Annotated in this window: 12 protein-coding genes; 9 read left to right on the forward strand and 3 right to left on the reverse strand. The window is 67.4% G+C overall.

The genetic code is table 11. From position 1 onward, the window contains the following. Positions 1-62: 62 nt before the first annotated feature. Both HWX25_RS04105 and HWX25_RS04110 read right to left on the reverse strand, forming a co-directional pair. On the reverse strand, positions 63-488 hold the full coding sequence (locus HWX25_RS04105) for a helix-turn-helix domain-containing protein (protein ID WP_175907282.1): 426 nt from the start codon (positions 486-488) through the stop codon (positions 63-65). Between the two features lie 111 nt (positions 489-599). Next, the gene (locus HWX25_RS04110) at positions 600-1,040 is read right to left on the reverse strand and encodes a MarR family transcriptional regulator (protein ID WP_059818904.1); all 441 of its coding nucleotides are present in this window, start codon (positions 1,038-1,040) and stop codon (positions 600-602) included. A gap of 188 nt (positions 1,041-1,228) precedes the next feature. Here HWX25_RS04110 and HWX25_RS04115 point away from each other — a divergent pair, with 188 nt between their 5' ends. After that, entirely contained in the window at positions 1,229-2,710 is a 1,482-nt protein-coding gene (locus tag HWX25_RS04115; RefSeq protein ID WP_175907333.1) for a DHA2 family efflux MFS transporter permease subunit, read from the forward strand. A 37-nt stretch (positions 2,711-2,747) separates the two neighbouring features. On the opposite strand, the gene HWX25_RS04120 is transcribed toward HWX25_RS04115, so the two are convergent. Beyond that, positions 2,748-4,262: an acetyl-CoA hydrolase/transferase family protein gene (locus HWX25_RS04120; RefSeq protein WP_059700099.1), complete on the reverse strand. Its 1,515-nt coding sequence runs from the start codon at positions 4,260-4,262 to the stop codon at positions 2,748-2,750. A 644-nt stretch (positions 4,263-4,906) separates the two neighbouring features. Between HWX25_RS04120 and HWX25_RS04125 the strand changes: the two genes are divergently transcribed. The 8 genes from HWX25_RS04125 to HWX25_RS04160 all read left to right on the forward strand — a co-directional run bounded on the left by HWX25_RS04125 (position 4,907) and on the right by HWX25_RS04160 (position 12,899). Beyond that, the gene (locus tag HWX25_RS04125; RefSeq protein WP_059524997.1) at positions 4,907-5,587 is read left to right on the forward strand and encodes a CDP-alcohol phosphatidyltransferase family protein; all 681 of its coding nucleotides are present in this window, start codon (positions 4,907-4,909) and stop codon (positions 5,585-5,587) included. Then, entirely contained in the window at positions 5,584-6,393 is an 810-nt protein-coding gene (locus tag HWX25_RS04130; RefSeq protein ID WP_175907284.1) for a 2OG-Fe(II) oxygenase, read from the forward strand. Before HWX25_RS04125 ends, HWX25_RS04130 begins: the two co-directional genes overlap by 4 nt. Beyond that, a complete protein-coding gene (locus HWX25_RS04135; RefSeq protein WP_175907286.1) occupies positions 6,390-7,391 on the forward strand; it encodes an HpnL family protein in 1,002 nt (333 codons plus the stop codon). The genes HWX25_RS04130 and HWX25_RS04135 overlap by 4 nt, the downstream gene beginning before the upstream one ends. 36 nt (positions 7,392-7,427) lie before the next feature. Beyond that, positions 7,428-8,195, forward strand: coding sequence for a phosphocholine cytidylyltransferase family protein (locus HWX25_RS04140; protein WP_059524991.1), 768 nt, complete (start codon positions 7,428-7,430; stop codon positions 8,193-8,195). Next, positions 8,192-9,880 carry a phosphoenolpyruvate mutase gene (aepX, locus tag HWX25_RS04145; RefSeq protein ID WP_175907288.1) on the forward strand — a complete coding sequence of 563 codons (1,689 nt, stop codon included), beginning with the start codon at positions 8,192-8,194 and terminating at the stop codon, positions 9,878-9,880. Before HWX25_RS04140 ends, aepX begins: the two co-directional genes overlap by 4 nt. After that, positions 9,877-11,058, forward strand: a complete 1,182-nt coding sequence (aepY, locus tag HWX25_RS04150) for a phosphonopyruvate decarboxylase (RefSeq protein ID WP_175907290.1) — start codon at positions 9,877-9,879, stop codon at positions 11,056-11,058. Before aepX ends, aepY begins: the two co-directional genes overlap by 4 nt. Next, complete coding sequence (locus HWX25_RS04155; protein ID WP_175907293.1) at positions 11,058-12,122, forward strand: 2-aminoethylphosphonate aminotransferase; 1,065 nt, start codon at positions 11,058-11,060, stop codon at positions 12,120-12,122. Before aepY ends, HWX25_RS04155 begins: the two co-directional genes overlap by 1 nt. A 219-nt stretch (positions 12,123-12,341) precedes the next feature. After that, positions 12,342-12,899, forward strand: a complete 558-nt coding sequence (locus HWX25_RS04160; RefSeq protein WP_175907295.1) for a hypothetical protein — start codon at positions 12,342-12,344, stop codon at positions 12,897-12,899. The last annotated feature ends 77 nt before the right edge of the window (positions 12,900-12,976 follow it).

Below are 12,976 nucleotides of genomic sequence, written 5' to 3' on the forward strand. Positions count from 1 at the left end.
ATGCGGCCGCCCCGTGTCACGCTCGAGCGCCCACGCTTCGGCAAACCGGACCGCCTGACCGCTTACGCGCCTTCCGTCTTCGTGCGGCGCGCCGGATGCCGATGCGCCGCGATGCGCAGCAGCTTGCGGAACGACGGACACTCGAGATGACTCGGCGCCGGGCAGACGGCCGCGTGCCGCAACGCGTCGCGCACCGCGCCGAGACGGCGGATCGTACGGTCGAGCTCGTCGGCCTTGTCGTCGAGCTTCGCGCGATCGATCGCGGGCCGGCCGTCCGCGCCGAACATCGCGAGGATGTCGTCCAGCGAAAAACCGGCCTCACGGCCGAGCGCGATCAGCGCAAGACGCTCCAGCACCGACTCGTCGTACTGGCGCCGCAGCCCGTGACGGCCGTTCGGCTCGATCAATCCCTTTTCCTCGTAGTAGCGCAGCGTCGATGCGGGCAAGCCCGAGCGGCGCGCAACTTCGGCGATGTCCAGACGGCTCATGCTCGATCTCAAGTGAACTTGAAGTCGCAAGATAGCCGCTCGACTCCTTCGATACAAGCCTGGACCGCCATGAACCGCCGGCACCGGGTCGTTGGGCGCCGCGCACCGCGTTCATTCGCCGCCGCTGTCGATCAGGTTGTGGCGCACGCGCCCGAGCAGACGCACGAGCGTGTCGCGCTCGTCGCGCGTGAAGCCGCGCAACCCGTCGTCGGTGACCGTGTCGCCCACCTCCAGCATCTGCGGAAAGATGTCGCGTGACTTGTCGGTCAGCCGGATCACGAACGCGCGGCGATCGTCGTCGTTCGCGATGCGTTCGATCCATCCGCAAACTTCCATCCGGTCGAGCAGCCGCGTCAGCGAGATCGGCGTGATCTCGAGCCATTCCGCGAGCCGCGCCTGATTCATCTCGCCCTTCCACGTCAGGTACGCGAGCACGCGGCTTTGCGCGCGCGTCAATCCGATGCGCTTCGCGCGCCGGTCGAACAGGCGTCCTTGCAGGCGGGCCACGTCGGAAATCAGGTAGCCGATCCGGTTCTCGTAAGTCTTGTCCATGCGGCGATTATAGGGGCAGGCCGCGAATCACCCGGGGCTCAGGCCAGGCGATGAGCACGAACATAATAAGCATGCTTATAATTCGAGCCATACCGGATCGCCGCCCACGGCGACCGCCCCACGGAGACACTCGCTTGAACCCCACCGCCGACGACGCCCCCGCCTCACCGCCCGCGCTCAACCGCCCGATGCTGACCCTGTCGATCATGCTCGCGACGCTGATCCAGACCCTCGACAGCACGATCGCGAACGTCGCACTGCCCCACATGCAGGGCACGCTGTCCGCATCGCAGGACGAAATCACCTGGGTGCTGACCTCCTACATCGTCGCCGCGGCGATCGCGACGCCGCTGACCGGCTGGCTGTCCGACCGCCTCAGCATGAAGCGGCTGCTGACGATCTCGATCGCGGGCTTCACGATCGCGTCCGCGCTGTGCGGACTGTCCGAATCGCTCGTGCAGATCGTCGGCGCGCGGCTGCTGCAGGGCGTGTTCGGCGCCGCGCTGGTGCCGCTGTCGCAGTCGATCCTGCTCGACATCAACCCGCGCGAGAAACAGGGCCAGGCGATGGCGATCTGGGGGATGGGCGTGATGGTCGGCCCGATCCTCGGCCCGACGCTCGGCGGCTGGCTCACCGACAGCTACAACTGGCGCTGGGTATTCTTCATCAACGTGCCGATCGGCGCGTTCGCGCTGGCCGGCGTGCTGACCTTCCTGCCCGCGCGCGCGCCGCGTCCGCACGTCAAATTCGACGCGTTCGGCTTCGCGACGCTCGCGCTCGCGATCGGCGCGTTCCAGGCGATGCTCGACCGCGGCGAACAGCTCGACTGGTTCGGCTCGTACGAAATACGCATCGAGGCGCTCGTCGCCGCACTGAGCTTCGCGTTCTTCCTCGTGCATACGGCAACGGTCGGCAAGGCGTCGTTCTTCAAGTCCGAGCTGCTGCGCGACCCGAACTTCGCGACCGGCACGCTGTTCATCTTCGTCGTCGGCGCGGTGCTGTACGCGACGCGCGCGCTGTTGCCGCCGATGCTGCAGAACCTGATGGGCTATCCGGTCGCGACGACGGGCCTCGTCACCGCGCCGAGCGGTGCCGGCACGATGATCGCGATGCTGTTCGTCGGGCGCTTGTTGAAATACGTGGATGCGCGGGCGCTGTTGTTCGCCGGGCTGGCGATTTCCGCGCTCGCGCTGTGGCAGATGATGCAGTACACGATCGTGCTGTCCGAGGCGGACATCGTGTGGCCCGGGGTGGTCCAGGGCTTCGGGCTGGGCCTCGTGTTCGTGCCGCTGAGCGCGCTGTCGTTCTCGACGCTGCAGCCGGAGCTGCGCGCGGACGGCACCGCCACCTACAGCCTGATGCGCAACATCGGCAGCAGTATCGGCATCTCGATCGTGCAGACGCTGATGACGCGTAACACGCAGGTCGCGCATGCCGACCTCGCGACCCACATCACGCCGTTCGACCCGGCCGTGCAGGCAATGGCCGGCAGCCACGTCGACATCGCGCTGCTCGACCGCACGATCAACCAGCAGGCCGCGATGATCGCCTACCTGAACGACTTCAAGCTGATGTTCGTCGCGACGCTGCTGATGATCCCGCTGTTGCTGCTCATCCGCCCGCCGCAGAAAACGGCGAGCGTCGACGTCGCGCACGCGGCGATGGATTGACGATGCGACGGGCGCATGCCCGCCGCGGGCCGCAACGTCAGGCCTTCATTGTCCCGGTGCGCACGTAACGCTCGTGCCACGACAACGCCTCGGCGAGCAGGTGCGGCGTGTGCTTGCCGAAGCTCTCGCGCGACGCGCGCTCGAAGTAGTCGTCGAGCATCGGCCGGTAGTCGGGATGCGCGCAGGTCGCGATGATCTTGCGCGCGCGCTGCTTCGGCGACAGGCCGCGCAGGTCGGCCAGCCCCTGCTCGGTGACGACCACCGCGACGTCGTGCTCGGTATGGTCGACGTGGCTCGCCATCGGCACGATCCGCGAGATCGCGCCGCCCTTCGCGGTGCTGGCCGACATGAAGCACGACAGGTAGCCGTTGCGCGCGAAGTCGCCCGAGCCGCCGATGCCGTTCTGGATCTTCGTGCCCATCACGTGCGTCGAGTTCACGTTGCCGTAGATGTCGGCCTCGATCATCCCGTTCATCGCGATGCAGCCGAGGCGGCGCACGAGTTCCGGGTGGTTGCTGATCTCCTGCGGGCGCAGCAGGATCTTTTCGCGGAACGTCGCGATCTCGTCGGCGAAACGCTGCACGGCAGCCGGGCTCAGCGACAGCGCCGTGGCCGACGCGAAGCTCAGCGTGCCGTCGTCGAGCAGGTCGAGCATGCCGTCCTGGATCACTTCGGTATAAGCAGTCAGGTTCGAGAAGCCGGCCGAGCTCAGTTCCGCGAGCACCGCGTTCGTGATGTTGCCGACGCCCGACTGCAGCGGCAGCAGGTTTTCCGGCAGGCGGCCGCGCTTCACTTCGTGGCGCAGGAAGTCGATCAGCTGCAGCGCGATCTGCTTCGACGTGGCGTCCGGCGCGGAGAACGCGTTGCTGCGATCCGGCGCGTCGGTCTCGACAATCGCGACAATCTTCTCCGCCGGGCAGCGCAGGTAGGGCTCGCCGATCCGGTCGTCGCTTTTCGTCAGCGGAATCGGCTTGCGGTGCGGCGGCAGCGCGGTGCCGTAATAGACGTCGTGCATCCCGTCGAGACCGAGCGGCTGGCGCGCGTTGACTTCGAGGATCACGTGCTTCGCCTGCTCGAGCCACGTCTTGTTGTTGCCGATCGACGCGGACGGAATCAGCAGCCCGTCCTCGCGGATGCCCGCGACTTCGACGATCGCGACGTCGAGCTCGCCATACAGCCCGAACCATGCGTATTGCGCGACGTGGCTCAGGTGGACGTCCTGGTAGTCGACTTCACCGGCGTTGATCTTGTCGCGCAGCGTCGGGTCGGACTGGTACGGCAGGCGCATCGAGATACCGTCGGTGCGGGCGAGCGCGCCGTCGAGTTCCGGCGCGGTCGACGCGCCCGTCAGCACGTTGATCCGGAAGTCCTCGCCGCGCGCGTGGGCCGCGTCGATGTGGGCGGCGAGCGCGGCGGGCACGGCCTTCGGATAGCCGGATCCGGTGAAGCCGCTCATGGCGACGGTCATGCCGGGGCGGATCAGCGCGGCGGCTTCGTCGGCGGTGCGGACGAGCGAACGCAGGGCGGGAGCGAGGATGCGTGAAGAAGACATGGCTGTATATCTGACGCTTTGGTCTGTCGTTGACGTCGCGGGGGGGTGTCTCCTGAGCGACGCGAAGCCCTTGGGGCCGCGAGGGGCGGCCCGGCACCACGGGCACGGTCGGAGTATCGCAGAGGCCATCGCCGCGAAATGTCCGCTGGATGCAAAAGATACTTGCTGAATGCACCGGGTATCGAACGACAGTTCTGTGACAGCCCGTGGCGGCCGCAAGCGCATGCATCCGAAAGGTGCGCGAAAGCGGACCGCCAGTTTTCCGCGCGAAAATTACGAACGGCTGAACATGAATCGACCGATACCTTTCCGGATTAGTCGCATCGACGCGAAGAATCCGCATGCGATGGCCAATCGGCGATCGCCGCGGCCGATTGTCGCCCGTCGCGGCGGTTGCGGGCCTGATGCACGTCAACGCATCGACGCGCGCGAATCGCCGCCAGGCCCGCGTGCAAGGCCCGTCCGCCCTTGACAGCGGCGTGAGGCGAACCACACTGGATCAGACAGGGTCCGCCTGCGCGAACGCCGTTTCGCGCATCCGGTTTGCAACCGGCCGATGCCCGGAATGCGCGGTAACACTCCCGTATGTCAGGACATTGGTCGAAGAAAAAGCAACAAATTACAATTCCGTATATATTTCGCCGATGGACCAAAGAAAAACCGCTACACGCTCCGAACCGCCCCTGCCGCGCACCTGGGATGCTCGGCTCGCGCGCTCGCTCGTCCGACCGCTGATCGACACGCCCGTTACCCCGAATCACCTCACCACCCTTCGTCTGCTGATCGGCCTCGCCGGCGCCTGGTGCCTTGCGCACGGCGGCTTCGGCTGGAGCAACGCGGGCGCATTCCTGATCGTGTTGTCGAACTTCGTCGATCACACCGACGGCGAACTCGCGCGCATCAGCGGCAAGTCCAGCAAGATCGGTCACTTTTACGACCTCGCGGCCGACGCGCTCGTGACGGTCGCGCTGTTCGTCAGCATGGGCGTCGGCATCGTCGCCCAGGGCGGCCAGATGGCCGCGTCGCCGGTGCTGCTCGGCGCGGTGGCCGGCGCAGCCGTCGCGCTGATCTTCTTCCTGCGCATGCGGATCGAATCGATCGCCGGCAAGGCCGGCACCAAGCAGGCGTTCGCCGGCGGCTTCGAGACGGAAGACGTGCTCTATCTGCTGCCGATCGTGACGCTCGTCGACGGCGTCCAGCCGTTCCTGCTCGCGGCATCGATTGGCGCCCCGCTGTTCGCCGCGTGGGTCGTGATCGACTGGTGGCGCATCGTTCGGCGAAGCGGCGCCCCTCAGAATTCAACCGAAATCCAGGCTTCCAAATGACTCCTAGCACGCGCGACGACTCCGTGCTGAGCCCGGCACGCCCCGCGCCTGCGCGCGCGGCAGCGGCCGATCCCGATCGCACCGTGGCCGACTGCGTCGGCCGTCTCGACCTCGACCGCCTGCGCGGCGACTACACGCGCCAGGGGTCGTTCCTGTACCTCGATACCTTCCTGCCGGCCGACGCGCACGCGAAACTCGCCGCCGCCGCCCGCGCGATGCAGGCCGGCCTGAACCGCAATTACCTGCCCGGCCACAAACAAGGCGGCAGCGTGAGCCGGCACACGATCGACGAACAGGCGCCGTACATCGCCGAGCTGTACCGGTCGAAGGCGCTGATCGGCTTCCTCGAGAAGATCACCGGCGACAAGCTGATGCTTTCGCCGGACGACGATCCGCACGCGTACGCGCTGTACTACTACACGAAGCCGGGCGACCACATCGGCTGGCATTACGACACGTCGTACTACGACGGCCGCCGCTACACGCTGCTGATCGGCGTGATCGACGAGTCGTCGTGCCGGCTCGACTACGAGCTGCATACGCGCAATCCGGACGTGCCCGACACGCCGGGCTCCGTGCAGATCGCCGACGGCGGCATCGTGCTGTTCGACGGCGACAAGCTGCGGCATCGCGTCACGCCGCTCGGCCAGAACGAGACGCGCGTGTCGCTCACTTTCGAATACGTGACCAACCCCGGCATGCGGCCGTGGAAGCGCTTCATCTCGAACATGAAGGACGCGATCGCGTATTTCGGTTTCCGCCAGGTGTTCAAGCAGCTGGCCACGCGACGGTCGGCCGGGTCATGACACGCGCCGGCCTGATCCTGCTGTCCCTCGGAACGGCACTCTTCGTCGCCCTGCTCGCGTGGCAGGGCGTCGGCGCGGTCGCGTCGACGTTTCTCGCGGCCGGCTGGGGCCTTGCGCTCGTCGCCGCATTCCACGTCGTACCGCTCGTGATCGACGCGCTGGCGATCTCGGTGATGTTCCGCCGCGGCCAGCCGGGCGCCGAGCTCGGCAACGCGCTGCGCGCGCGCTGGGTCGGCGAATCGGTGAACAGCCTGCTGCCCGCCGGGCAGATCGGCGGCCCGGTGCTGATGGTGCGCCACCTCGCGCAGCGCGGCACGCGGATGGCCGATGCCGCCGCCGCGGTCACCGTCAGCACGACGATGCAGGCGCTCGCGCAGATGGCGTTCGCGCTGATCGGCATCGCCGCGTTCAGCGTGTATGCGACGCACGAGTCCGTCGCTCACCTGCGCACGCCGGCGCTGATCGCCACCGGCGTGCTCGGCGCCCTCGCGGTCGCGTTCTACGTGGCGCAGCGGCGCGGGCTGTTCGGCCGCGGGCTGCGTCTCGCGTCGAAGCTGCTCGGCCCGCGCGACTGGTCGTCGCTGGCGACGCGCGCGGACGCGATCGACGACGCCGTCGGCGCGCTCTACCGCGATCGCGCGAAAGTCGCGAAGACCTTCGCATTGAGCCTCGCCGGCTGGATCGTCGGCACCGCCGAAGTGTGGCTCGCGCTGCACTTCCTCGGGCACCCGGTCAGCTGGCTCGACGCGCTGCTGCTCGAGAGCGTCGGCCAGGCGATTCGCGGTGCGGCATTCGCGATCCCGGGCTCGCTCGGCGCACAGGAAGGCGGTTACCTGCTGCTCGCGCCGCTGGTCGGCCTGCCGCCCGACGCGGCGCTCGCGCTGTCGCTCGCGAAGCGCGCGCGCGAACTCGCGCTCGGCCTGCCCGGCCTGCTCTATCTGCATTTCAGTGAAAGAAACTGGCAGCGGCGCCGCGCGCCGCAGCCCATCGCCGACTGATCGTTCAGATCCGCCGGCTTTTTGGTTGGAGAACCCATGCGAGCCATCATTCTTGCGGCAGGCCTCGGCTTGCGCCTGCAACAACCGCCCGAGGCGCAATTCCCGAAGTGCCTGCTGCGCTTCGACGACGTGTCGCTGCTCGAGCGCCATCTGCGCGTGCTCGACGCCGCCGGCGTCGATGAAATCGTGCTCGGGCTCGGCTTCCAGGCCGGGAAGGTCGAGCAGGAACTCGAGCGCCTCGGCCGCAGCGCCGAGATCGTGGTGAACGAGCGCTACGACCTCGGCAGCGTGCTGACCGTGCACACCGTCGCCGATGCGATGACGCGCGGCGGCGACGTGCTGCTGATGGACGCGGACGTGCTGTACGACGAGAACATCCTGCACGCGCTGGTCGCCGATCCGGACAAATCGGTGGACCGCCTGCTGATCGATCGCGACTTCGAGGCCGGCGACGAGCCCGTCAAGCTGTGCCTGAAGAACGGCGTGCCGGTCGAGCTGCGCAAGCAGCTCGCGGTCGACCTCGAATACGACACGATCGGCGAGTCGGTCGGCTTCTTCCGCTTCACCGAAGGCACCGCGCGCCGCCTCGCGACGATCGTCGCGGGCTACGTCGACAGCGGCCGCGCGAACATGCCGCACGAGGAAGCCGTGCGCGACCTGCTGCTCGAAGGCGGCCATTCGTTCGACGTCGCCGACGTCACGGGCTCGCCGTGGATCGAGATCGACTTCCCGAACGACGTCGCACGCGCCACGCAAGAAATTCTTCCCCTGATTCAACGCACGACCGCAGGAGCCGCACGATGAACGCACGCGAACCCAACTTCTCCGAATCGCGCAGCGCACGCCTGCGCCGCATGCTCGTCAGCAGCGACCTCGAATTCCTGATGGAAGCGCACAACGGCCTGTCGGCACGGATCGTCCGCGAAGCCGGCTTCAAGGGCATCTGGGCATCGGGCCTTGCGATCTCCGCGCAATTCGGCGTGCGCGACAACAACGAAGCGAGCTGGACCCAGGTCGTCGACGTGCTCGAGTTCATGGCCGACGCGAGCGACCTGCCGATCCTGCTCGACGGCGACACCGGCTACGGCAACTTCAACAACGTGCGCCGCCTCGTGAAAAAGCTCGAGCAGCGCGGCATCGCCGGCGTGTGCATCGAGGACAAGCAGTTCCCGAAGACGAACAGCTTCATCGACGGCGAGCGCCAGCCGCTCGCCGAGATCGACGAGTTCTGCGGCAAGATCAAGGCCGGCAAGGATTCGCAGAGCGATCCCGACTTCTCGATCGTCGCGCGCGTCGAGGCGCTGATCGCGGGCTGGGGGATGGACGAGGCGCTGCGCCGCGCGAACGCGTATGCGGAAGCCGGCGCCGACGCGATCCTGATTCACAGCAAGCTGTCGCGCCCGGACGAGATCCTGCAGTTCGCGCGCGAATGGAGCGGCCGCGCGCCGCTCGTGATCGTGCCGACCAAGTACTACAGCACGCCGACCGACGTGTTCCGCCAGGCCGGCATCAGCACCGTGATCTGGGCGAACCACCTGATCCGTGCGTCGGCATCGGCGATGCAGTCCGTCGCACGCGAGATCCACGAAAACCAGACGCTGATCAACGTCGAGGACCGCGTCGCGTCGGTCAACGAAATCTTCCGCCTGCAGGACGCCGACGAATACTCGGCGGCCGAGCGTATCTACCTGTCGTCGTCGTCGCGCGCGTCGAACGCCGCGATCGTGCTCGCCGCGAGCCGCGGCAAGGGGCTCGAGGCCGTCACCGAAGACAAGCCCAAGGTCATGCTGCCGGTCGCCGGCAAGCCGCTCCTGCGCTGGCTCGTCGATGGCTTCAAGAAGCATGGCGTGAACGACATCACCGTGGTCGGCGGCTATCGCGCCGACGCGATCGACACGTCGGGCATCAAGCTCGTCGTCAACGAGCGCCATGCGCAGACGGGCGAACTCACGTCGCTCGCATGCGCGGCCGAACGCCTGACCGGCGACACCGTGATCTCGTACGGCGACCTGCTGTTCCGCAGCTACATCCTGCGCGACCTGGCGGAGAGCGAGGCCGAGTTCAGCGTCGTCGTCGATTCGTCGCTCACGGAGACCCACCAGAGCGTGCGCGACTTCGCGCTCTGCTCGGCCGCGGACGATCGCGGCCTGTTCGGCCAGAAGACGTATCTGCAACGTGTATCGAGCGACGTCGCCGCCGCCGGCACGCCGCACGGCCGCTGGATCGGTCTGCTGAACGTGCGCGGCGCAGGCGTCGATCGTCTGAAGGCGATGCTCGCGACGCTGCAGGCGCGCCCCGATTTCGACACGCTCGACATCCCGTCCCTGCTCAACGAACTGATCGCCGCCGGCGAGAAGATCGAGGTGCAGTACGTGCACGGCCACTGGCGCGGCGTCAACGATCTCGAAGACTTCCGCCGCGCGGGCGACTTCGCGCACGGCCAGACGCCGCTGTCGGAGCCGGGCGCCGGCAACGGGGGCGCGCAATGATCGAAGCGGCCCAGTTCGTCGAGGCCGCGCGCGAACGCGGCTTCGACTGGTACGCGGGCGTGCCCTGCTCGTACCTGACGCCGTTCATCAACTACGTGCTGCAGGACCCGACGCTGCATTACCTGTCGGCGGCCAACGAAGGCGACGCGGTCGCGCTGATCGCGGGCGCCACGCTCGGCGGCAAGCGCGGGATCGCGATGATGCAGAACTCGGGGCTCGGCAACGCGGTGAGCCCGCTCACGTCGCTGACCTGGACGTTCCGGCTGCCGCAGCTGCTGATCGTCACGTGGCGCGGCCAGCCGGGCGTGGCCGACGAGCCGCAGCATGCGCTGATGGGGCCGATCACGCCCGCGATGCTCGACACGATGGAGATCCCGTGGGAGACGTTCCCGACCGACCCCGAACAGGTCGGCCCGGCACTCGACCGCGCGATCGCGCACATGGACGCAACGGGCCGCCCGTACGCGCTCGTGATGCAGAAAGGCAGCGTCGCGCCGTATGAACTGAAGGCGAACCCGGCGGCGCCGCCGCGCGCGCACGTCGCCGCGCAGTCGGCGGCACGCGCCGAAGCGCCCGCCGCGTGGCCGACCCGCCACGACGCGCTGCAGCGCGTGATCGCGCACACGCCGGTCGATTCGACCGTCGTGCTCGCGTCGACCGGCTTCTGCGGCCGCGAACTCTATGCCATCGACGACCGCCCGAACCAGCTGTACATGGTCGGCTCGATGGGCTGCGTGACGCCGCTCGCGCTGGGTCTCGCGCTCGCGCGCCCCGACCTGCGCGTGGTGGCCGTCGACGGCGACGGCGCCGCGCTGATGCGGATGGGCGTGTTCGCGACACTCGGCACCTACGGTCCGTCCAACCTCACGCACGTGCTGCTCGACAACGGCGCGCACGAATCGACCGGCGGTCAGGCGACCGTGTCGCGGCACGTGTCGTTCGCGGGCGTCGCGGCCGCATGCGGCTACGCATCGGCCGTCGAAGGCGATACGCTCGACGTGCTCGATGCGACGCTCGCGACGCAAGCCGACGGTGCGCAGTTCGTGCGCGTGGCGATCCGCACGGGCGTGCCCGACGGCCTGCCCCGCCCGACCGTCACGCCGGTCGAGGTCAAGACCCGCCTGATGCGGCATATCGGCGCCGCGCAGGCTGAAGCCCATGCCGAAGGAGCTCATTGATGCTGCTGCTGAATCCCGGCCCGGTAACGCTGACCGAACGCGTGCGCCGCAGCCTGCTGCAACCTGACCTGTGCCATCGCGAAAGCGAATTCTTCGATCTGCAGGATGAAGCGCGTGCGCGCCTCGTCGCCGCGTACGAGCTCGATCCGGCCGAATGGGCCGCCGTGCTGATGACGGGCTCGGGCACCGCCGCCGTCGAAAGCATGATCGCGGCGCTCGTGCCGCAGGACGGCAAGCTGCTCGTGATCGAGAACGGCGTGTACGGCGAGCGCATCACGCAGATCGCGACGCAGTACGGCATCGCGCACGACGTGCTGAAGCACGAATGGATGCAGGTGCCCGATCTCGCGCAGATCGCCGCGCGTCTCGACGCGGGCGGTTATTCGCACGTCGCGGTAATTCATCACGAAACGACGACCGGCCGGCTGAACGACCTCGGCGCGATCGCCGACGTGTGCCGCGCGCGCGGCGTGAAAATGCTCGTCGACGGCGTCAGCAGCTTCGGCGCGGAAGCGATCGACTTCGCCGGCGGCGTGATCGACGCGGTCGCCGCGACCGCGAACAAGTGCCTGCACGGCGTGCCGGGCGCGGCGTTCGTGATCGTGCGCCGCGGCGCGCTTGCGAAGGCCGCGAGCCGCACGTATTACCTCGATCTCGGTCGCCTCGCGAAGCTTCAGGACCAGCGCAATACGCCGTTCACGCCGTCCGTGCACGCGTATTACGCGCTCGTCGAAGCGCTGCGCGAGTTCGACGAAGCCGGTGGCTGGCGTGCGCGCCATGCGCACTACAAGGCGCTCGCGGATCAGGCGCAGGCCGGGCTCGCCGCGCGCGGAATGCCGCTCGTGCTGCCCGAAGGCGCATCGTCGGTCGTGCTGCGCGCGTACCGGCTGCCGCAGGGCGTCACGTACGAGACGCTGCACGACGGCCTGAAGGCGCGCGGCTTCGTCATCTACGCGGGGCAAGGCGGGTTGTCGAAGGAGTTGTTCCGCATCTCGACGATGGGCGCGATTCAGGCGGCCGATGTTGAGCGGTTGCTGGACGGTTTTACCGAGTTGACGCGGTAAACGGCTGACCTTTCTCGTCGACCTGAGGCCCGCAAGGGCCTTTTTCATTTGCGCCGATTTTTCGGCGAATGTGATACGGGTCGTTCGGGTTCGGTCGAATGGGACATCGTGTGTAGAATCTGCACGCTATCGCACCTCCATCGCGCATCCTCGAATTTCCCAACTCGGCGAACAACGCACGGTGCGATGCGAAATCCCCCAATCAACGACTGGAAGCCCATGATCAGGAATCGTGTCGCCTTCGCCCGGGCAGGAGTCATCACGGCGTCGCTGTGCTTCGTCCTTCCGGGTGGGCCCGCTCACGCCGCCACAGAGAGCAACGCCGCGACCGAGGCCCTGATCGATCAGGCGGTCGCGCTGACCGAGCGCGGGGATCCTGCCAGCATGGAAAAGACCATGGCAGGTTATCTGATCGATGCGTCCAAACGATTCAATGCGAACGTTCCGGACAATACGTGGCAATCCGTGCGCGCCGACGTCGATGAAATCATCTCGAACAAGATCAGGCCGGGATACGGCGAACAGGCGCTTCTGGCAAGGCGTTTCATCAAGAATGCCAAATTCTCGGACGATGAACTCCGGCATCTCGTCGTCATGCTTCAGGATCCGGTCATGCAACGATGGACGGTCGCGATGCGGGATGGCGATACGACGCGCTATATGGCCGCGCTGTCTCAGCAAGTCAACAATCAGATGTGGTCAGTCGTTTCCATCGTCCTTCGGCGGCACGGCCTACAGACGAGCGACACGCCTGTCGCAGCGAAACAGAAGCAATAGGCGCATCACGCGCTGTCCGTCCTTCGCCGAACAGCGACGTGCGATCGGACTGCGCGGAAAGCGGGCTTCGGGCCGGT

It is taken from the genome of Burkholderia sp. BCC1640, from assembly GCF_902833125.1.
GTDB lineage: Bacteria > Pseudomonadota > Gammaproteobacteria > Burkholderiales > Burkholderiaceae > Burkholderia > Burkholderia diffusa.

Excerpts from the sequence above, each read along its gene's own strand:
- HWX25_RS04140 (WP_059524991.1), top strand. The coding sequence starts at position 7,428 with ATGCGAGCCATCATTCTTGCGGCAGGCCTCGGCTTGCGCCTGCAACAA.
- HWX25_RS04120 (WP_059700099.1), bottom strand. The coding sequence starts at position 4,262 with ATGTCTTCTTCACGCATCCTCGCTCCCGCCCTGCGTTCGCTCGTCCGC.
- aepY (WP_175907290.1), top strand. The coding sequence starts at position 9,877 with ATGATCGAAGCGGCCCAGTTCGTCGAGGCCGCGCGCGAACGCGGCTTC.
- HWX25_RS04135 (WP_175907286.1), top strand. The coding sequence starts at position 6,390 with ATGACACGCGCCGGCCTGATCCTGCTGTCCCTCGGAACGGCACTCTTC.
- HWX25_RS04130 (WP_175907284.1), top strand. The coding sequence starts at position 5,584 with ATGACTCCTAGCACGCGCGACGACTCCGTGCTGAGCCCGGCACGCCCC.
- HWX25_RS04110 (WP_059818904.1), bottom strand. The coding sequence starts at position 1,040 with ATGGACAAGACTTACGAGAACCGGATCGGCTACCTGATTTCCGACGTG.
- HWX25_RS04115 (WP_175907333.1), top strand. The coding sequence starts at position 1,229 with ATGCTGACCCTGTCGATCATGCTCGCGACGCTGATCCAGACCCTCGAC.
- HWX25_RS04125 (WP_059524997.1), top strand. The coding sequence starts at position 4,907 with ATGGACCAAAGAAAAACCGCTACACGCTCCGAACCGCCCCTGCCGCGC.
- HWX25_RS04160 (WP_175907295.1), top strand. The coding sequence starts at position 12,342 with ATGATCAGGAATCGTGTCGCCTTCGCCCGGGCAGGAGTCATCACGGCG.
- HWX25_RS04155 (WP_175907293.1), top strand. The coding sequence starts at position 11,058 with ATGCTGCTGCTGAATCCCGGCCCGGTAACGCTGACCGAACGCGTGCGC.
- aepX (WP_175907288.1), top strand. The coding sequence starts at position 8,192 with ATGAACGCACGCGAACCCAACTTCTCCGAATCGCGCAGCGCACGCCTG.
- HWX25_RS04105 (WP_175907282.1), bottom strand. The coding sequence starts at position 488 with ATGAGCCGTCTGGACATCGCCGAAGTTGCGCGCCGCTCGGGCTTGCCC.